18 protein-coding genes and 3 riboswitches are annotated in these 18,975 nt (G+C 46.4%); of the genes, 10 read left to right on the plus strand and 8 right to left on the minus strand.

Annotated features, from left to right (window positions below; translation table 11 throughout):
- Positions 1-44 precede the first annotated feature (44 nt).
- Positions 45-2,333, minus strand: a complete 2,289-nt coding sequence (gene metE, locus ACWJJS_RS07705) for a 5-methyltetrahydropteroyltriglutamate--homocysteine S-methyltransferase (RefSeq protein WP_017417632.1) — start codon at positions 2,331-2,333, stop codon at positions 45-47.
- A gap of 83 nt (positions 2,334-2,416) precedes the next feature.
- A riboswitch (SAM riboswitch) is annotated at positions 2,417-2,571 on the minus strand.
- A gap of 139 nt (positions 2,572-2,710) precedes the next feature.
- The gene (locus tag ACWJJS_RS07710; protein WP_025851741.1) at positions 2,711-3,670 is read right to left on the minus strand and encodes a S8 family peptidase; all 960 of its coding nucleotides are present in this window, start codon (positions 3,668-3,670) and stop codon (positions 2,711-2,713) included.
- Between the two features lie 219 nt (positions 3,671-3,889).
- On the opposite strand from ACWJJS_RS07710, the gene ACWJJS_RS07715 reads away from it, so the two are divergent.
- On the plus strand, positions 3,890-4,723 hold the full coding sequence (locus ACWJJS_RS07715; protein WP_146276620.1) for an STAS domain-containing protein: 834 nt from the start codon (positions 3,890-3,892) through the stop codon (positions 4,721-4,723).
- A gap of 45 nt (positions 4,724-4,768) precedes the next feature.
- On the opposite strand, the gene ACWJJS_RS07720 is transcribed toward ACWJJS_RS07715, so the two are convergent.
- From ACWJJS_RS07720 to ACWJJS_RS07730, 3 genes are read right to left on the minus strand one after another with little or no spacing between them, the layout of a single operon-like run.
- A complete protein-coding gene (locus ACWJJS_RS07720) occupies positions 4,769-5,530 on the minus strand; it encodes an energy-coupling factor transporter transmembrane component T family protein (protein ID WP_146276622.1) in 762 nt (253 codons plus the stop codon).
- Positions 5,505-7,142, minus strand: a complete 1,638-nt coding sequence (locus ACWJJS_RS07725; RefSeq protein WP_454023468.1) for an ABC transporter ATP-binding protein — start codon at positions 7,140-7,142, stop codon at positions 5,505-5,507. The genes ACWJJS_RS07720 and ACWJJS_RS07725 overlap by 26 nt, the downstream gene beginning before the upstream one ends.
- Positions 7,129-7,728, minus strand: coding sequence for an ECF transporter S component (locus ACWJJS_RS07730; RefSeq protein WP_003154744.1), 600 nt, complete (start codon positions 7,726-7,728; stop codon positions 7,129-7,131). The genes ACWJJS_RS07725 and ACWJJS_RS07730 overlap by 14 nt, the downstream gene beginning before the upstream one ends.
- 181 nt (positions 7,729-7,909) lie before the next feature.
- Positions 7,910-8,023: riboswitch (TPP riboswitch) on the minus strand.
- 148 nt (positions 8,024-8,171) lie between these two features.
- Between ACWJJS_RS07730 and ACWJJS_RS07735 the strand changes: the two genes are divergently transcribed.
- From ACWJJS_RS07735 to mgtE, 3 genes are all read left to right on the plus strand, one after another.
- Positions 8,172-9,434 carry a glycoside hydrolase family 18 protein gene (locus tag ACWJJS_RS07735; RefSeq protein WP_182068809.1) on the plus strand — a complete coding sequence of 421 codons (1,263 nt, stop codon included), beginning with the start codon at positions 8,172-8,174 and terminating at the stop codon, positions 9,432-9,434.
- Between the two features lie 90 nt (positions 9,435-9,524).
- On the plus strand, positions 9,525-9,662 hold the full coding sequence (locus tag ACWJJS_RS07740) for a transcriptional regulator SplA domain-containing protein (RefSeq protein ID WP_003154740.1): 138 nt from the start codon (positions 9,525-9,527) through the stop codon (positions 9,660-9,662).
- A gap of 106 nt (positions 9,663-9,768) precedes the next feature.
- Positions 9,769-9,934: riboswitch (M-box (ykoK) riboswitch) on the plus strand.
- 234 nt (positions 9,935-10,168) lie between these two features.
- On the plus strand, positions 10,169-11,524 hold the full coding sequence (mgtE, locus tag ACWJJS_RS07745; protein WP_014304888.1) for a magnesium transporter: 1,356 nt from the start codon (positions 10,169-10,171) through the stop codon (positions 11,522-11,524).
- A gap of 35 nt (positions 11,525-11,559) precedes the next feature.
- Here mgtE and tnrA read toward each other — a convergent pair whose 3' ends face one another.
- Positions 11,560-11,892 (minus strand): MerR family transcriptional regulator TnrA, encoded by a 333-nt coding sequence (gene tnrA, locus ACWJJS_RS07750; protein ID WP_003154734.1) that lies wholly within the window; start codon positions 11,890-11,892, stop codon positions 11,560-11,562.
- A gap of 193 nt (positions 11,893-12,085) precedes the next feature.
- Between tnrA and ACWJJS_RS07755 the strand changes: the two genes are divergently transcribed.
- The 4 genes from ACWJJS_RS07755 to ACWJJS_RS07770 all read left to right on the plus strand — a co-directional run bounded on the left by ACWJJS_RS07755 (position 12,086) and on the right by ACWJJS_RS07770 (position 13,852).
- Entirely contained in the window at positions 12,086-12,241 is a 156-nt protein-coding gene (locus tag ACWJJS_RS07755) for a hypothetical protein (protein ID WP_003154733.1), read from the plus strand.
- Between the two features lie 88 nt (positions 12,242-12,329).
- On the plus strand, positions 12,330-12,512 hold the full coding sequence (locus tag ACWJJS_RS07760; protein WP_454023469.1) for a stress protein: 183 nt from the start codon (positions 12,330-12,332) through the stop codon (positions 12,510-12,512).
- A 142-nt stretch (positions 12,513-12,654) separates the two neighbouring features.
- A complete protein-coding gene (locus ACWJJS_RS07765; protein ID WP_007610911.1) occupies positions 12,655-13,119 on the plus strand; it encodes a MarR family winged helix-turn-helix transcriptional regulator in 465 nt (154 codons plus the stop codon).
- Between the two features lie 178 nt (positions 13,120-13,297).
- Positions 13,298-13,852, plus strand: a complete 555-nt coding sequence (locus tag ACWJJS_RS07770) for a YkoP family protein (RefSeq protein ID WP_003154727.1) — start codon at positions 13,298-13,300, stop codon at positions 13,850-13,852.
- A gap of 9 nt (positions 13,853-13,861) precedes the next feature.
- On the opposite strand, the gene ACWJJS_RS07775 is transcribed toward ACWJJS_RS07770, so the two are convergent.
- Both ACWJJS_RS07775 and ku read right to left on the minus strand, forming a co-directional pair.
- On the minus strand, positions 13,862-15,697 hold the full coding sequence (locus tag ACWJJS_RS07775) for a DNA ligase D (protein WP_454023470.1): 1,836 nt from the start codon (positions 15,695-15,697) through the stop codon (positions 13,862-13,864).
- 2 nt (positions 15,698-15,699) lie between these two features.
- On the minus strand, positions 15,700-16,581 hold the full coding sequence (gene ku / locus ACWJJS_RS07780) for a non-homologous end joining protein Ku (RefSeq protein ID WP_025851726.1): 882 nt from the start codon (positions 16,579-16,581) through the stop codon (positions 15,700-15,702).
- 662 nt (positions 16,582-17,243) lie between these two features.
- On the opposite strand from ku, the gene ACWJJS_RS07785 reads away from it, so the two are divergent.
- Both ACWJJS_RS07785 and ACWJJS_RS07790 read left to right on the plus strand, forming a co-directional pair.
- Positions 17,244-17,813, plus strand: coding sequence for a DedA family protein (locus tag ACWJJS_RS07785; protein WP_025851722.1), 570 nt, complete (start codon positions 17,244-17,246; stop codon positions 17,811-17,813).
- A 246-nt stretch (positions 17,814-18,059) separates the two neighbouring features.
- On the plus strand, positions 18,060-18,842 hold the full coding sequence (locus ACWJJS_RS07790) for a TerC family protein (RefSeq protein WP_025851720.1): 783 nt from the start codon (positions 18,060-18,062) through the stop codon (positions 18,840-18,842).
- Positions 18,843-18,975 lie beyond the last annotated feature (133 nt).

Here is an 18,975-nt window from a genome sequence, read left to right on the forward strand (position 1 = left end):
CCCAGAAAAAACAGCCATCCGCAAATTACGGATGGCTGTTTTCATTATACAAGCTGAGCTTGTTTTTTTCGTGCCTGTTTCGCGGCGTCGACCATATTTTTTAATGCCGCAACGGTTTCTTCCTGCTGTCTTGTTTTCAGTCCGCAGTCCGGGTTTACCCAGAAGCGGTCAGTCGGACACACTTCAAGCGCGTCATCAATAATTTGATAGATTTCTTCAGTTGCCGGCACACGCGGGCTGTGAATGTCGTATACACCGAGTCCGAGGCCTTTCACGTAAGGATGTTCTTTCAGGTACTCTAAAAATCCTCCGTGGCTTCTGCTGTGTTCGATTGTAATGACATCCGCGTCAAGATCATTGATCGTATCTACGATATCTTCAAAGTTGCTGTAACACATATGCGTATGAATCTGCGTCTCGTTTCGCACAGAAGATGTCGTTAACCGGAATGCTTCTGCGGCCCAAGTTAAATATTCATCCCAATCCTGCGTTTTTAACGGCAGTCCTTCGCGGAGCGCGGGTTCATCCACTTGGATAATCTGAATACCGGCATCTTCAAGCGCTTTTACTTCTTTTCTGAGCGCAAGCCCGATCTGGAAGGCGATTTCTTTTCTTGAAATATCCACACGCGGGAATGACCAGTTTAAGATGGTGACAGGTCCCGTCAGCATGCCTTTCATGTGTTTTTCAGTCAGCGATTGGGCGTAGACCGTATCTTTTACCGTCATCGGTTCGATAAATTCGACATCTCCGAAAATGACAGGCGGACGTACGCAGCGTGAACCGTAAGACTGGACCCACGCATATTTCGTAAAGGCGAACCCGGCCAGTTTTTCACCGAAGTATTCGACCATATCCGTCCGCTCAAATTCTCCGTGAACGAGCACGTCTAAGCCGATTTCTTCCTGAATGTCAACCCAGCGCTTCGTTTCCGCATTAATAAAGGCTTGGTACTGTTCATCCGTCCAATCTTTTTTCCGCCATTTTTGCCGTGCGCTCCGCACCTCGGCAGATTGAGGGAAGCTTCCGATTGTCGTCGTCGGCAGAAGAGGAAGACCGAGTGATTCATTCTGCAGCGCCAATCGTTCTTCAAAGCTTGCCGGACGGGAGAAGTCTTTTTCCGTCAGCTGATTCAGCTCTTCTTTTTGAGCTGAGTTCGCTCCTGTTGCGAATGCTTTTAAAGCCTTAAGTGCCGCTTTTGATTCTTCGATCTGCTCACTGACGGCCGCTTTGCCGGACAGAAGCCCTTCTTTTAAGACGCCGAGTTCCGCCAGTTTTTCTTTAGCGTATGACAGGCCGTTCAGCAAATCCTTTTCAAGATGCTCGTCAGGGTGTTTCGCCACCGGCACGTGCAGAAGGCTGCTTGAAGGCTGAATCCATAACTCCTCAACATCAGCGTGGCTGAGGATATCCAAAGCCGCATCAAGGCGTTCTTCAACATCAATTTTCCAAATGTTCCGGCCGTCGACCACACCGGCTGCCAGCACTTTATCTTTCGGGAAGCCGTGCTTTTTCAATTGCTCAAGGTTTCTGCCTTTATCATGCACGAAATCAAGTCCGATTCCCTGTACAGGATAAGAAACGAGTTCTTCATATGCATCAACCGAATCAAAGTATGTCTGCAGGAGGACATTCAGCCCTGAGAGCTCTTTTGTGATCGCTTCATAGAGGTCTTTGGCGGCGCGGACGTCTTCAGAAGAAGCTGTCACAAGGGCAGGCTCATCAATCTGAACCCATTTGACGCCTTCTGCTTCAAGTTCTTTCAGAAGCTGCACATAAAGAGGAACAAGGCGTTTTTGAATCGCTTTCGCTTCTGATTCTTCGTATCCTTTCGCAAGCGTGACGAATGTATACGGACCGACGATGACAGGTTTCGTTTCCGCTCCGAATTCTTCTTTAATCCGGCGGTAGTCATCAAGCTGTTTATTTCTCGTCAGACGGAATTCAATACTTTCGTCATATTCAGGAACGATGTAATGGTAGTTGGTATTGAACCATTTCGTCATTTCACTGGAAACGGCGTCTTTTACACCGCGGGCAATCGCAAAGTATGTATCAACGGGATCCGTGATGCTGCGGAATCTCTCCGGAATCCAGTTAAAGCTGACGGCGGTATCAAGCACATGGTCATAATGGGTGAAATCAGAGACCGGCACGATATCGATATGTTGGTCAAGCTGGGTTTTGACAGCTGATAAGAATAAGCCGTCAAGCTCTTTAAGAAACGTTTCTTTATCAGTGTTTCCTTTCCAATAAGCCTCAAGTGCTTTTTTCCATTCTCTGTTCAAGCCGATTCTCGGAAAACCGAGGTTCGAAGTTTTGATTGTTGTCATTAAGTCTCCTCCTTTAAGTGAGATGTAACAAAAAAGCCTCTTTCTCATGAGAGAAAGAGGCTTTAACTTCAAAATGCAAGCCTCTCTTATCTCTCAGATCACGTCTGATGGAATTAGCACCGTGCCTTATGAGACAATTGTCTCGGCGCAAAAATCACGCGCCCCATTTCACAATGGAATTACGGTCGGTTGCTGTTGGGGTCAAAAGGCCAATCCCTCGCCCAACTCTCGATAAGAGAAAGTATTTCAATTTTTTTGAAAAGTTACATCATTTGTTGGTTATCTTATCAGCTTATTCAGATCACTGTCAATAGAAAATCTCACAATTTAAAAATTGGTGATGTGACAAACTGATCAATCATTATACGAGAAAAATATCAGAAAGACAGCAGCTGTGCCTGTTCGGCTCTTTCCATCAGCACTTCAGGCGCGTCTAAATACAGAAATCCGTTCCCGGCCAATGTTTTGGCGATGTCCAAAGGAAGGGTCCGCCGCACGAGCTGGGCGTAGACTTCAGCCTCAGAAAGCGTCCGCTGAAACGCGTCCTGTTCAAGCCCTTTTATTAAGGCAAGCGCTCCGCTCACATGCGGGGCGGCCATTGAAGTGCCCGTCAGCTTCCCGTATTTATGGTTGGGAAGGGTGGAGAGAATATTTTCTCCCGGAGCCACCAGGTCAATCTCTTTATTAGCGTTTGAAAATTCAGACGATTTACGGGCGATTGAGACTGATCCGACTGCGATCACTTCGTTGTAAGCGGCCGGATACGACAGTTCCTCTGTACGCTCGTCTCCGTCGCCTTCGTTTCCTGCCGCGCAAACGACCAGAACACCGCTGTTTACCGCATTTGTGACGGCTTCTTTCAATTCAGGCACATCGTTCGGCCCGCCGAGTGACATGGAAATAATGTCCGCCTTTTGTTCAACGGCGTAGTTGATGCCGTTAATGATCCATTCGTATTTGCCGCTGCCGTTTTGACCGCCGAGAACTTTAACGATTAAAAGGCTTGCTTCCGGCGCGACACCCGAAATTCCGCCGTTTGAATCATTGGCGGCAATCGTTCCGGAAACGTGTGTCCCGTGTCCGTTGTAATCGGAAATCACGTCTTCTTTGCCTCCGTCATCATCGGTGAAGTTTTTCCCGCCGACAATCCGGTCTTTCAAATCAGGATGATTGATGTCGCAGCCTGTGTCAAGCACCGCGATTTTAATATCCTTGCCTTTAAACCCTTTTGCCCACAACTCTGGCGCCTTAATCACTTTAATCCCCTCAGGAAGCTCGTTCACATCCATGATCTGTTCATCCGTGACATAAGGAATCAAATGCATTTCACCATTCATAAAAAAGCCCTCCTTTTTTATGCTTGCGAGTGGATACAAGGGTGTTGCTACTATTTTATGGCAGAGCATGCCGGCCGGAAAGAGTCATTTGAAGCATTTTCATAAAAAAGGCGTAATCTATCGTACTAAAAAATTTCAAATAAATGGATAGTTTAACAGCTTTCATTTTCATTCATGACCCGCTGACGCTATAATTGGAAATGGGAAAGGAGAAGAGATATGAAGATAAGTGAAGCATTATACAGCTATTTTTCAGAACAAGTGGATCAAATTGCGAAAGAGTGGATCGAAACGATGGAAGATTCGGATCCTAATTCGATTTATTCTTTGACAAATCCCGTCATCACAGAAGAACTGACGGAGCAGGATAAAGAATTTTACCGGCATATTAATAAAATGTATATCATGCCGGAAAAAGAATTTTTAGAAGAGTTCGAGCGGTGGGTGATTGAGCTTGCGAAAGACCAGAAGCATCTGGATACTCCCGTCCAGTATGTGGTCCGTGAATTCATGAGAAACCGGAGACTATACATCAGTTATTATGATGCGTTTGCCGATAAACATGAATCTTCGTTTGCTCAGGGAGAAAGGAAGAAATGGGAGAATTTAATTGCACAAGTATTTGATTTTACGATTTACACGTTTGTCGATCATGCTGAGCATAACTCAAAAATGCAGCTGAATGCGCAAAGAGAAATGATTTTGGAGTTAAGCTCGCCGGTTATCACGCTGAGCAAACGGACGGCGCTGCTGCCGCTTGTCGGCGATATTGACACGGAGCGCGCCAAATTCATTCTTGAGAATACGCTGAGCACATGTGCAAAACGGCTGATTGAACATCTGTTAATTGACCTGTCGGGTGTAGTGGTTGTCGATACGATGGTGGCGCATCAGATTTTTAAATTAATTGAGGCGCTGAAATTGATCGGCGTCACGTCCACTTTATCCGGAATCAGGCCGGAAATCGCTCAAACCGCCGTACAGCTCGGCATTAATTTCTCAGATATTACGGTCAAGTCCAATCTCGCTCAGGCTCTCAATTATCATCAATAACATACATAACAAAACAGGCTGCCGAATCACTCCGGCGGCCTGTTTTTATACAAACAACAATGAAATGAGCCAGCTTGCGCCGAATAACAGAAGCACGAGCAGGAAAAAGCACCAGTCGGCGCGGCGCACAGTAACAGTTCTGTAAAACGTGCGGTTTCGGCTCCCCGTAAAGCCTTTAGATTCCATCGCGATCGCCGTGCGTTCCGCCTTTCTGATTGCGCCTGCCAATAGCGGAATGGTGAAGCGCCTGAAGGCGGAGAGCTTTTCTTTCAGCCCGGAATCAGACGCCGCACCCCTGATTCTGTGCGCCTGCCGGATGATCAGGATTTCATCTTTCAGAAGAGGGAGAAACCGGAATCCCGCGATAACGCCGTATGCAAGCTTGGGCGGCAGCTTACACTGCTGAATCAGACTGAGCATGAACAGAATCGGATCGGTTGTAAAAAGAAACATCATCGACAAAGCAGAAAAACATAAAATACGAAACGCGATAGAAATCCCGAGCGCCGCATTATCACTGTTGACGGCAATCGGCCCGAGCTTAAACAGCAGATTGCTTCCGGTTGTCGGGACGTTTCCGAATACGGCGGCAGTCCATAAAGAACCGAAGGCCAGAATGACAAACGGAATCGTGAACAGCAGCCATTTTTTCAGCGGCACACGCCCCGCTGAGAGGACGCCTCCCGCAATGATGATATAAAACAAAGCAGGGGTGTACGGATTATAAATAAACGACAGCATAATGACGCATAACAATACAGCCGCCGCCTTTATTGACGGGTTAACAGCCTCCAGCCGCAAGTTCATTTCTCCGCCTCCTGTCGTGTTTCATCCATTCATACCGCAGCGGCAAAGCCAAATGTGCCTGCTCGGCGATCCCGATGTTATCAGAAAACAAAGCGTCGGGAGTTCCCCGGAATACCAGTTTCGTGCCGCAGAGCACAAGGATCGTGTCGGCATAATCCGAGACGAGTTCCATATCGTGTGTCACCATCAAAACAGCCGTTCCTTCCTTTTGAATCTCACGGAGCATTTGCATACACTCCCGCGCCGTTTTGGCATCCTGTCCGAAAGTCGGTTCATCAAGCATCAAAACGTTCACATTGTGCATAAGCATCGTCGCGACGCTGAGCCGGCGTTTTTGTCCTTGGCTTAAAGAAAACGGATGCTGTGAGGCATGGCGTCTCAGGCCGAATCGGGTTAACAGCTGAAGAGCTTTCTCCTTTGCGGCTCTGTTGCTTTCAAAACCGAACATCAGCTCTTGAATGACGGAATCTGTGACAAACTGGTGTTCAGGATTCTGGAAAACATATCCGATCTGCCGCCGCAGCTCTTTTTCAGAATAGGAATCAATCGGTCTGCCGCCTATTTTGATGTCTCCGCCCAGCGGACGGATGAGCTTGGCCGCGGCAGAAAGGAGCGTGGATTTTCCTGTTCCGTTAGGGCCGGCAATCGCGGTGATTGAACCTTTTTTTACGGAAAAGCTCACATCCTGAAAAATGACGTCTGCTCCTCTTGAGAATGACAGCCCGTGAACGCTCAGCGCGTCTTCTGCCGAAAGCGCAACGGGCCTGGGTTCAGGCAGAGATGGTACAGGTTCGTGAAACAGATTTTCTTTACACAATGTAAAAGGAATGCTGACGTGCTCCTGCAATGAGATCACACGCGGAATCGGAATGCCGAGCTGCATCAGCTCTTCAATCTTGGTTTCAAAGATAACATCCGTCTCTCCGTCCATCACCTTCTGACCCGTTTCGTCAAGCACAATCGTCCTGTCCATCCACGGCGCCCAGTGATCAAGCTGATGTTCGATAACGAGAAGGCCGAAGCCTTTTTTTGCTTGAAGATCTTTGATCAGCCGCACTAATTCACGTGCGGAATATGGATCAAGCTGTGCCGTCGGTTCGTCCAAAATAATGAGTTCCGGTTCCATCGCAATAATACAGGCAAGCGCCACTTTTTGTTTTGAACCGCCTGACAGCGAAGCGATCGCTCGCGTTTTCAGATGAGTGATCTCTAATTTTTCTAAAACGTCATCGATAATCGCGTCCATATCTTCTTTTGTATATTGCAAATTTTCCAGACCGAAGGCGATTTCATCTTCAACCGATAGCATGCAAAACTGCTGGTCCGGATCTTGAAACACGACGCCGATGGATCTGGCGGCGGGTTCTGTCAGATGTGAAAGAGGTGTTCCGTATAAAGAAACGGTTCCTGATTGAACCCCATCGCATGCTTCCGGGTACAGACCGTTTAAACAGAGAGCGAGCGAGCTTTTGCCGCATCCGCTCGGCCCGAGCAATAAAGCCCGCTCTCCTTTGCGGAGCTGAAAGGACACGTTTTGAAAAATCGGCTTTTCATCCTGATCATAAGAAAAGGTAAGACAGCTGGCCGATAGAAGGGGTTCAGATGCCTGCATCTTGGTTCACCTGTTTCTTTTTCTTCTTGAATTGTTTTCCGAGCGCCATGCCGTTCAGCACTCCTGTGTAAGCCAGCGCATCACTGATTGCTTTGCCGAGAAGGCCGGCAAGAAGCGCACCTGAGACCAGACGGATGAGAAGCATGACGGCTAATAAACCCGGATTCAAAACAGAGTATCCGGAAACGAACAAGTCATAAATGAAGCTTGTCACAGAAGACCCCATACCGGATAAAAGAAGCACGGGCAGGGTATACACCCGCCAGCGTGTCGCTAAAAAGACCGCTTCCGCACCGATTCCCTGTGCGATCCCGATCAGAATCACCATCGGTCCTGACGGATTTCCGAGTAAGCACTCCACAAACGCGGCGATGATTTCAGAAACGAGAGCCGCTCCCGGTTTTTGAATAATGTACGCGGCAATCACAGAGACGATAAACCAGATACCGTAAATCGGTTCATAACTCATCCGGCCGAAAAATCCTGCCGCTATATTGCTTGCATGAGTTGATACTAAATAAATGACAGCAAATACAACACTGATGACGGACATGACGACAATTTCTCTCATTTTCCAATTTTTCATTGTGATCTCCTGCTTTCTTATCGGATAGTTGTTTGTATGAAGAGTTGATTTTACGAAAGACGATTGATCGTAAGTTTCATATTGCGGTGTCCTCCCCCGTTTTTTAATGAAAAATAAAAAACTGCATATCCGAGGGAATATGCAGCAGCAGAACGAAAACGCATGGGGAAAAACCCTGCGCTCCGGTCAATCTGCACTTCCCCACGCTGGTATTATCCAGATCGGGTTATAAGGGATCAAAACACGCCTGCCGCATGTTTTATCTCAGCCGATAACAGCACCCCTAGTGCGTTTCCTATACAGTTTTTTATGATGACATCATCATAGTTGATCATGTCTGATTTGTAAACAGCCTTTCTCCGAACAGAGTTTGGAATCGGACCGGAGGATCATTCATAAAGATAAGAAGACCCCTTTTGATCAAAAGGAAACGGAGGACATCTATGTTTGTTCATACAGTGCAGTCTGGCGACTCGTTATTTTCCATCAGCAGAAAGTACGGATATCCTGTTGACAGCATCAGAAGCGTCAACGGGCTTGAGGAAACGAATATCGTGCCGGGACAGGCGCTTTTAATCCCCATTAATGAATATACGGTTCAGCCGAATGATACGTATGCCGTTATCGCAGGTAAGGCTTATGTGCCGCAGATGAAGCTGATGCAGGCAAACCCGGATATTCCGCCGAACCGGCTGCGGACGGGTATGAAAGTGAAGATCCCTGATATCTCTAACTATCTTGCGGGAACCCTGCAATTTTATGTCATTCGGACGCCTGAAGCGGATAGAGAGCTCATTAATGATTTTGCGCCGTATTCTTCGGCGATTTCTTTGTTTGAATATCATTTCGGCCCGAACGGAGATATCATGAACGATTTAAACGACAGAACCGCAATAGAAACCACATGGCAGAACAGAGTGCGCCCGCTTGCCGTCATTACGAATCTGACAGAAGGGGGATTCAGTCCGGAATTAGCCCATCAAGTGCTGCAAAATCCGGCGGCAAGAACGAATCTCGTCAACAATATCGTCTCCTTAACCGTAAGAAAGGGATACGGCGGTGTAAATATCGATTTTGAACGGGTCAGAGAAGCTGACAGGGATCTCTTCACAGGATTTCTCCGGCAGTTAAAAACCCGGCTTTCAGAGCATCAGCTCGCGTTAACGATATCGGTTCCGGCGAAAACAAGTGATGCAGTGCCGTGGCTGAGGGGATATGATTACGGCGGAATCGGAGCCGTCGTCGATTATATGTTCATTATGGCGTACGACTGGCACCACGCCGGCAGTGAGCCGGGACCCGTGGCGCCTTTAACAGAGGTCAGGCAAACGATCAATTTTGCCATCAGCAGGGTGCCGAGAAGAAAAGTGATTCTCGGTGTTCCGCTGTACGGGTATGATTGGGTGATTCCGTACCGTCCGGGAACGATCGGATCCGCCATCTCCAATCAGCGCGCCATGGAAACGGCGATGAAGCATCAATCAATGATCCGTTATTCCCAGCAGGAGCGTTCCCCTTACTTCCGGTATACTGATGAAAATGGAAGAACGCATGAAGTGTGGTTTGAGGATGTACGGAGCATGAGTGAAAAAATGGTTCTCGTTCGGGAGTTCGGACTGCAGGCGATCGGCGCGTGGCAATTAACGCTCGGTTTCAAACCGGGCCCGTGGCTGCTTAGGAACTTTTTCACGATCCGAAAAATATAGCTGCATGTCCCGCCCCGCAAGTGATTTTTTCTTTCCTATGATAACGGAGCTTCTTTTGGACAATCTAAAATTGAAAAGGAGGTCTGTCATATGAAGAAAAGGGAAGAGCAGTATATCAACGAGGCTGAGTATGTACCGCACCCGACGAAAGAAGGGGAATACGCGCTCATGCTGCATGAATCCTATCATTTCCTTTCAGAAGAGGATGAAAGCGATTTGCCGGAATAAGGGTTTTATGCCTTTATTCCGTTTATTTTATAGGCATGTGCTGAAATCACAAATTTAAGGTTGACACATTCCTTTTTTTTCTGTAATCTCAGTGTGTCAATTCAAATAAGAACTTCGTTAGGTGAGGCTCCTGTATGGAGATACGCTGCTGCCCAAAAATGTCCAAAGACGCCAATGGGTCAACAGGAATCATCGACATAAGGTGATTCTTAACGCAGCTGGATGGCTGTCCTATGCCATACAGTGCTAAAGCTCTACGATTGGAGGCCCCGCACGTTTATTTGCCGTGCTTGTTTTCGCCTTCATATCGGAAGGTTTTTTTTATGCCTCAAAACGTACACGACTGAGCATGATAAGGAGGTGCGGAGTATGGATTCTCCCCATTCGAGTATGTCAGAAGAAGTACCCATATACAGCCAGATAACCAGTGACGACATGATGAGGAGACAAACCGCCGCACTTCCCTTGACGGACGGCGCGTCTCCGTAAAGGAGGTACGAGTCCCGATGGTCCAAAACATGACCTATGACGAACTCATATTACGCATTATCATTTTATTGCGGGACGGAAAAATAAAAGAATTCCGAAACATGATAGATGAGCTTCAGCCCTATGACATGGCATTTTTATTTAAAGAAATGCCGGAAAAGCACCGGGCCCGCTATCTGTCATATATGACGGTTGATGACATCACCGACATGATCGGAGAGCTGGAGCGGGAATTTCAGCTTGCCGTTTTGCATAAAGTCGGTAAAACGAAAGCCACTCTCGCAATGAATAAAATGGATAACGACGATCTCGCCGCATTGCTGGAAGAGATGGATGAAGAACTGAAAGAACAGCTTTTATCCAGTATGGAGGCTGAGGAATCAAAGGCCGTACAGCTTTTGATGAACTATCCGCAAGAATCGGCGGGCCGGATGATGACGAACCGCTTCGTCTGGATTCCGCAGCATTATACAGTAAAAGATGCGGTTGTGAAGCTGAAAAGCTTTGCGGAAATCGCAGAATCAATTAACTACTTGTACGTGATTAATGACAGCAAGCAGCTTGTCGGGGTGCTCTCTTACAGAGATTTAATTCTCGGCGAGCCTGACGATAAAGTGCAGGATCTTATGTTTACGCGTGTCATCTCGGCCGGGGTGCTCCAAGACCAGGAAGAAGTCGCCCGGCTGATCCAGCGGTATGACTTTTTAGCCATTCCCATCGTGGAAGAAAATAATGTGCTTGTCGGTATTGTCACTGTCGATGATATTATCGACGTCGTGATCAAAGAAGCCGATGAAGATTACGAAAAATTCGCAGCCTCCGGTAAGGCGATTACATTTGATACGAAAGCATACGTGGCGGCGTACAGACGTTTGCCGTGGCTCATTCTGCTTTTGTTTATCGGATTGATTTCCGGAAGCATTCTGAATTATTTTGAAGATACATTGCAAAAAGTAGTCGCCCTCGCGTTTTTCATGCCGATGATCGCGGGAACGACGGGTAATACAGGCACACAGTCACTCGCCGTCGTCATCAGAGGACTGGCTAAAGAAGAAATGAATAAAAAAACCATCTTTAAACTGATTTTCCGTGAATTAAGAACCGGTATCTACATCGGCATCGTCTGTGCGATCGCGATAACGATTGTCGCAACCGTCTGGCAGAAAGACTTAACGCTCGGTTTTGTCGTCGGTTCATCGCTGCTTGCAACGTTGATTATCGGTACGATGGCCGGAACGATCGTCCCTATTATTCTTCATAAACTGAACATTGACCCGGCGATTGCGTCAGGCCCGCTGATTACGACACTGAACGATATTTTGTCCTTATTAATTTATTTCGGCATTGCAACTGCATTTCTTCATGCTTTATAAAAAAAGTCCGTCTCACAGGAGGCGGACTTTTTTGATCAGCGGTTTTTATACTTAAAATGAGCATTAAGCTGTCCTTCCAGCATTTTTTTGCGGAGCTGCGGGTCGTTTTTGAGAGCCTGTTCTTTTTTCCGCATGTCTTTTAAAATCTCGGCCGTCTGCACGCCGTCTTCCCGTTTGTTGGCAATATCCATCAGCCGCTCAACGTCCGCGAAGGAATACTTTCTCGTTCCCCGTGATGATCGCTGCGGGTAGATTAATTTCCGTTCTTCATAGTATCTGATCTGTCTGACTGACAATCCGGTTAATTCGCTTACAATGCCGATCGAGATTACTTTTTTATCTTTGTAAGATTGTTCGTCTGTCGTCATTTTTCCACCCCTGGATGTCTTTTACTCATATTATATAAGAAAAAAAGAGAAAAAACCTGACGCTTGTCAGGTTTTCTGACGCGGAATAGAAAATTTTAGAAAAAAAGCGGCAGAAAAATTGACAAGGTTAATGCATGGTCCTGTGCCCCGTTTTATGCTTATTATACAGATACAATGAGGAGGAAGGATAGGAATGGAGAAAGAAAAAGCGGTTTCGCTGGCAAAAGAAATCATTGAATTAGATATGAAACGAGATGAAATGCTGGAGGCGTTCATGCAGCTTGCCGGGGAACACGCTTTTCCGCTGCTCAGAGCCGTCCAGAACGGACTTTACCGAAAAACATCATAATCTACAGAAGTTTTACAATGGCTTTATACATCTTTGATATAAAAGCGTTATTCTGATCATAGAATAACGGAAAACAAAGGAGGCCGTCATGAGTCGTTTGCTTCAAAATGCATTGGACAAAGAGAGAAACCATTATTCCAAAAAGCTTCTGCAGATCGGAGTCTATACGAAAGAAATACTCAATTCCATGACAATTACGGAGCTGAGAAAGGAATACGCGTATTTTTTTCGGAACATGCCCTATAAAGAACGGAACCCTTATACAAATTAAATGATGTATAAGGGTATTTTTTTATATAAAAAAGAAGGAATTCTGAAAAACGGCACGAATAGAATATAAAACAAAGAACGACTCTTATGAATTGTAAGGGTTTACATTATTTTTTTATAAAAATCTTAAATACGGGGTAGATATGATGAGATTATCATTTAACGAAGAAGAAGTGATGCGTTCGATGAATTTGTACAAAGTTTTTGCAAGGGCTTTCAAGAGTGTGTCTGAACACAGCATCCGCGACAGTAAAGAACACGGTTTTAATCCGACTGAATTTGCCGTTTTGGAGCTGCTCTATACGAGAGGACCGCAAAAGCTTCAGCAAATCGGGTCGCGTCTTTTGCTTGTCAGCGGGAATGTCACCTATGTCATCGACAAGCTTGAAAGAAACGGGTTTTTGGTCAGAGAACAAGACCCGAAGGACAAACGGTCTGTTTACGCCCATTTAACTGATAAAGGAAACGAGTATTTGGATAAAATTTATCCGATTCATTCATTGAGAATTGCGAGAGCGTTTTCAGGACTTATGCCTGAGGAACAGGAACAGCTGATAGCCTTACTGAAAAAAGCGGGAATTCACAGCCAGCATTTGCTTTTCCGTTAAAAGAAAGCGGATACAGACACTCTTCTTCATGAAGAGTGTTTTTTTCTGTTTCGGACAGTAGAGCCTGAAGCGGTTTTTGCATAAGCTGATACAGGGCGGCATCATTATTTACCAATCATAATGTGACATGCCCCATGCCAAAATATGAGGGTGCTTTGAATATAAAGAAGGTGAACATGTGAGAAGCTGTCTGCTGTCTATATGGTACTTACTTGATCCGCTTTATTTCTTCTTTACCCGGCTGACGCTGATTGATAAACGGCAATCGAATGTATTCCGCGTCCGTTTGACTAGATATAAAGGAAAAGAAGTCATCCTGAGCGACGGAACCAGAATTAAAAAAAACGACGTGTTAGTTAAGATTCATCTTCATAATGTCAAACTCCTGAAAGAGCTGCAGCCTATTGAAAGCGCGGTCAGAAGGGGGATTATGCTATATCAGAAGGTATATCAATCCATGCCTCATTTAGCGGATTATATTAACCAGCATAAACGGAAAGACGAGATTAAGGGAGTCGTCGGCATTACAATGCTTCATAAAGGAGCGGCGAGACTCGGTTTTGATGTGATAAAACCGTCCAGCGGCTGCTACAGGCTGTTTAAGAAAGCGGCCCATCTTCCGATTTTATACTTTACTGCAAAACAGCTCACCCTCAAAAACATTCCTTACTCCTGCTATTTATTTATTTCCAAAGAAAAATTGATGTGCACGTATCAGACTGAAAAGAGCTGACAAAAAGCGTCAGCTCTTTCTCTTGATTTGCTCAAGCACGATTGAAAGCGGGCCGTCCTGCGGATTCCGGTAAAAATCATAAAACGGATCTCCCTCTGTCCTGACGCGGTTCACTACTGTATCGATCGTATAATCATCAGGTGTTAAAGAGGAGTTGACTTCGTTCCAATAAAGGGGAGCCGCAACCGTTCCCAATTCGTTGCCCCGGGTCGAATAGGGGGCGATAATGGTTTTCCCTTCGGCATGCTGCAAATAATCTAGGTAGAGCCTGCCGTTTCGGTTTTTGATAAACCGCTCTGTCGTAAAAAGATCCGGGCGCGTCCTGACGCAATAATCGGCGATGAGCATTGTGAACGCACGGGTTTCTTCATAGGTGAATGCTTCCGGTGAAAGCGGGATGTAGAGCTGAATGCCTTTATTTCCGGAGAGCTTCGGGAATGACGTCATGCTGAATGAGTCAAACAGCTGTTTCAGCACATGCGCAGCCTCCACTGCCATAGGAAAATCATTCCTTGACGGAGGATCAAGATCAATGACGATTTCTGCGGGCCTTTCAGAATGCACTTTCTGAAACGGAACGTGAAATTCAAGCGCCAGCTGATTAGCCAGCCATAGAAGTGACGGTATGCTGCTGCATACGATGTGCTCGTGGCTCCCGTCAAACACGCTTGAGACAAAGTCCGGCGTGTAGTCCGGTTTGTTTTTTTGAAAAAAAGATTCGCCAGGCGCGCCGTGCGGATAACGGATCACCGTGACGGCCCGATCTTTAAGAAAGGGCATAAGAAAATCGCTCATTTTCACCATATAACTAAGGAAATCTGCTTTCGTTTTTTCATGTTTTTTAAAAACGATCTTATCCAGGCTTGTGAACTGCAGCTTCGGCGGCAGCGTTTTAGAGCGGAGGATAAGCTGCTGATACGTGCATTCCGTCCAATCCATTTCAAACTGAAAAGAAACAAAAGATACTTCACGCAGCGTGTCCTGCAATATGGTTAAATACTGCACGGTCATGCAGATAGAAGGCTCAAGTGTATACTCACCGCTTTTTTGTTTTTTTCCGTGGGTCTCCATAATGGTTCTGACGGCGTTTTTTTCTTCCGCCTGCATGCCATGGGAAACGGAAGCGATCGGGACGACGGTGCCGCCTTTTAAAACAGAGGCCGTCACATACCCGTTCTTCGGATTGAATCCGGTTAATAGCACGTGAGCCGTTTTCATATGTTTATACTTCTGCCAGTCGGGAGACCGTTTATTTTCCGACCAGCCGCTGGAAGCCCTTTTGGCTACGATACCTTCTCCGTCATGGCGGACGACCTTGTCCCAAAGCGCATTAAAGTCAGTGTGCTCCGGAATGTATTGAATCGCTTCTTCCGCTAAGTGATGAGGGCAGGCGGGAAGATTTGCTTCTTTAAGCAGCTTGGAAAGGGCGCGCTTCCGTTTCACATACGGTAATGAGACGGTGCCGGCGCCTTCCAGAACGAGGAGATCAAATGCCAGAAAGCGGCACGGCCGTCTATCAGCGGTGCTTTCAATTGCTTCCGTCCGTTTTAAACGTCCGCGGATTTGAAGATGCTCAAAGTCCGCTCTGTACGGATTGATTAAATAGACAAGCTCTCCGTCAAGCGTAATGGGGAACCTGTCTTTCATGTGCTGAAAACACCGGGCCGCAAAAGCCGTGATTTCCGGAAATTGATTCGTCAGCGTCTGTCCGTTTCTGCTGGTTAATGTAACACCGCTTTCGTCTATGCGGAGAAGACAGCGGAATCCGTCATACTTTACCTCATAGCGCCACTCGCTGCCTTCAGGCGGTACAGAGGTCAGAATCGGCTGCATCGTCAGCACCATGATTAAGACGTTCCGGCTTTTTGTCTGGTCGTCTTCTGCTTTTTGCCTCCGCCGCCTGCTGACGCTGTGTCTTTTGTCCGTGCCGGTGCAGCCTGTTCGCGATTCGGCCGCTTCGTCCGGTCAATGCTTGCCTGAAGCGCGCTGACAAGATCAATGACATCTTCTCGCGGGCCGGCAGGAGCAGGTGTCACACCCGCTTCTTCATGTTCGAGCTTATCGTTAATTTTGGCGAGAAGGGCTTTCCGGTATGTGTCTTCATATTGTTCTGGGTCAAACTCGGTTGTCAGCTCATTAATTAACGTAATCGCCGTCTGCAGCTCTTTTTCATTAATGGCTGTCTGCTCAGGAACGCCCGGCACATGTCCGGCATTTCTGACTTCATCCGGATAATGAATGGATTCCATCACGATACAGTTGTCATACACGCGAAGAATCGCAAGCTGCTGTTTAGAGCGGATCGTAATGGAGGCAATCCCGATTTTACCCGTCGTCCTCAGCGCTTCCCGCAGAAGTGTATAGGCTTTTGTGCCGTTATCTCCCGGCCCGACATAATATGATCGGTTAAAATAAATCGGATCAATTTCCTGCAGCTGGACAAAGTCAACAATCTCAACCGCTTTTTCTTCATGTTCCTGTTTTACGTCTTTCAAGTCTTCGTCTGTCATAATGACGTATTTCCCTTTTACATACTCATAGCCTTTCACGATTTCATCAGGCTCCAGACTCTTTTCACATCCGGTGCAGATTTTTTCGTATTTAATCGGCGCATGGTCTTCTTTATGAAGACTGCGGAATTTTATATCTTTATCTTCAGTGGCCGCAAAGAGCTTGACCGGGATATTGACGAGGCCGAAACTGATCGAACCCTTCCACATCGTGTGCATGAATAAAAACTCCTTTTTGTCTTTATTGTGGATAAACGGGTCCGTTCCATGTGTAGCAACTTATGGGTGATGCGGCGCTTCATGGAGCGGCTGTTCCATTTCCTCATGCGGTAATGCCCGGCTGAAAAGGAAATCGCATTCTTATTCATCTATTTACAATCAGTGAATCGGTAAGTTCTTTAAAGCGCTGAAGTCCCCGAAAATCATCAATGATAATCAAAAAGAGTATACAGAATCATTCCCCGGGAAATGCCCACACATTTCCATGTAGTGACTGAGAGTTTCCCGCTCCCATAAAACAGATTCGGTGGCAAAGATCCCGGCAAAACGCACTGCCCATATGAACTGAATCCCGGTCAGCCGCCGCTTACCGCGAAGGGTAACTTTTCCAGAGATCTTAAGTGATGTAACCGCCGCCAGACGAGCAATCAGGAGAAAGGCGGGATGTTGTATTGCGCATGTCATTCCCTCCCGCTATACCGATCTGAAACGACTCGCATTTATAACGGGCATGTCTAAAAGATATTTCAGCCTCAAGGTTTTGTGTTAAAATCATTCTTAAGTTTCAGAATATAGACGTAAGCCGGGAGTGATAGATCATCGAAGATTTCATCATATCAATAATTGAAGCGTTTAAAAGCTTATCTTACGCCGGAATTTTTTTGGCGCTCAGTATAGAATTCATCCCGGCGGAAATTGTTCTTCCGCTTGCGGGCTATTGGGTCTCAAAAGGGGATATGACGCTTGCCGGAGCCGTGTTTGCCGGTTCGCTCGGCGGTGTTTCAGGTCCGCTTGTCTTATATGGGATCGGCAGGCTGGGCGGTCGGCCGTTTTTGCTGAAATATGGAAAGTGCATATGGATAAAACCCGAATCCCTGCAGAAATCAGATGATTTCTTTCAGAAGCACGGAGGTTTGGTAGCGTTCAGCGGCCGTTTTATACCGGGGGTCAGGACGCTGATTTCTTTGCCGTGCGGCATTGCAAAGATGAATATCTGGGTGTTCTCTCTATATACATATGCAGCGATGCTGCCGATTACATTTGCTTACGTATACCTCGGAATGAAACTCGGGGAAAATTGGAAAAGCGTCGGTTCCATTCTCGATCAATATATGCTTCCGCTAGGTATATTCATTGTGTTGCTTCTCGTTCTTTGGATGTTTTTGAAGAGAAGAAAACAGCGGATCAAAACAGAAAAAATTTCTCAATTTGTTAAAAAAGTTAAGCGTTGACAAATGATGAAACAGGCTTTATTATGAGCGTATAAACAAATATTTCTTGAAATCCCAAAGGGGAGTAGCGTCCGGATATTCCGGAAACAAAGTCGTCAATTCATGGATCATATCCATCGGCTTTGTTGGCATGCCAATCATTCATGTCTAGCAAGACCTTTGCCTTATATCGGCAAAGGTCTTTTTTGCGTAAAAAAACCGCCGGTATAAGCTCGGATGATAGAAAAAAGAAACGGAGGGAATGGATTGGACTTTGCATTATTATTGGAGTATGGATGGGTTCTTCTTGTTTTAATCGGGCTGGAAGGGATTTTGGCGGCGGATAACGCGCTGGTGATGGCTGTGATGGTGAAGCATCTTCCAGAAAAACAAAGGAAGAAGGCTTTATTTTACGGATTGGCGGGCGCATTTATTTTGCGTTTCGGGTCGCTGTTCGCTATTTCTTTTCTGGTGAATGTTTGGCAGGTCCAGGCCGTCGGCGCTTTATATCTGTTTTACATTGCGGTCAGCCATTTGCTGAAGCGGTATGTATTCAAAGATAACGCCGGTCAGAAAAAGCAGAAAGAAAGCGGGTTTTGGCAGACTGTCTTGAAAGTGGAGCTCGCAGACATCGCTTTTGCCGTTGACTCCATTTTAGCGGCGGTCGCGCTTGCCGTAACGCTTCCGGGGACACGGCTTCCCGCCATCGGCGGCTTGGACGGCGGTCAGTTTCTCGTTATTTTAGCCGGCGGCGTAATCGGTTTAATCATTATGCGTTTTGCGGCATCAATGTTCGTATCCTTACTGAAAACCAGGCCGGGCCTTGAAACGGCGGCATTTGTGATTGTCGGATGGGTAGGCGTGAAGCTCGCTCTTTATACGTTGGCCCATGAGGAACTCGGTATAATTCCGGCAGATGTCATCCATTCGGCGGCCTGGAAAATCATTTTCTGGGCGGTTCTGGCTGCCATTGCGGTTTGCGGATGGTTTATGTCAGGAGCAAAACAAACAGAGTCCGGCGCGGCATCGGAAAAAAGAGAACACGCGTAAAATGATCAAAAAGGGAGTCTGGCTTTTTAAAAAGCAGGTTCCCTTTTTTGTTTGAAACGCTTACATTTAAGACATATGATAACAATTTTATAACAGCATTGTTACAAAAAACACAGAGAAAACCCCCTTAATT

It is taken from the genome of Bacillus sp. JK106, from assembly GCF_053663355.1.

Excerpts from the sequence above, each read along its gene's own strand:
- ACWJJS_RS07765 (WP_007610911.1), top strand. The coding sequence starts at position 12,655 with ATGATGAGATTATCATTTAACGAAGAAGAAGTGATGCGTTCGATGAAT.
- tnrA (WP_003154734.1), bottom strand. The coding sequence starts at position 11,892 with ATGACGACAGACGAACAATCTTACAAAGATAAAAAAGTAATCTCGATC.
- ACWJJS_RS07760 (WP_454023469.1), top strand. The coding sequence starts at position 12,330 with ATGAGTCGTTTGCTTCAAAATGCATTGGACAAAGAGAGAAACCATTAT.
- ACWJJS_RS07730 (WP_003154744.1), bottom strand. The coding sequence starts at position 7,728 with ATGAAAAATTGGAAAATGAGAGAAATTGTCGTCATGTCCGTCATCAGT.
- ACWJJS_RS07735 (WP_182068809.1), top strand. The coding sequence starts at position 8,172 with ATGTTTGTTCATACAGTGCAGTCTGGCGACTCGTTATTTTCCATCAGC.
- ACWJJS_RS07725 (WP_454023468.1), bottom strand. The coding sequence starts at position 7,142 with ATGCAGGCATCTGAACCCCTTCTATCGGCCAGCTGTCTTACCTTTTCT.
- ACWJJS_RS07720 (WP_146276622.1), bottom strand. The coding sequence starts at position 5,530 with ATGAACTTGCGGCTGGAGGCTGTTAACCCGTCAATAAAGGCGGCGGCT.
- ACWJJS_RS07775 (WP_454023470.1), bottom strand. The coding sequence starts at position 15,697 with ATGGTGCTGACGATGCAGCCGATTCTGACCTCTGTACCGCCTGAAGGC.
- ACWJJS_RS07715 (WP_146276620.1), top strand. The coding sequence starts at position 3,890 with ATGAAGATAAGTGAAGCATTATACAGCTATTTTTCAGAACAAGTGGAT.
- mgtE (WP_014304888.1), top strand. The coding sequence starts at position 10,169 with ATGGTCCAAAACATGACCTATGACGAACTCATATTACGCATTATCATT.
- ACWJJS_RS07740 (WP_003154740.1), top strand. The coding sequence starts at position 9,525 with ATGAAGAAAAGGGAAGAGCAGTATATCAACGAGGCTGAGTATGTACCG.
- ACWJJS_RS07710 (WP_025851741.1), bottom strand. The coding sequence starts at position 3,670 with ATGAATGGTGAAATGCATTTGATTCCTTATGTCACGGATGAACAGATC.
- ku (WP_025851726.1), bottom strand. The coding sequence starts at position 16,581 with ATGCACACGATGTGGAAGGGTTCGATCAGTTTCGGCCTCGTCAATATC.
- metE (WP_017417632.1), bottom strand. The coding sequence starts at position 2,333 with ATGACAACAATCAAAACTTCGAACCTCGGTTTTCCGAGAATCGGCTTG.
- ACWJJS_RS07755 (WP_003154733.1), top strand. The coding sequence starts at position 12,086 with ATGGAGAAAGAAAAAGCGGTTTCGCTGGCAAAAGAAATCATTGAATTA.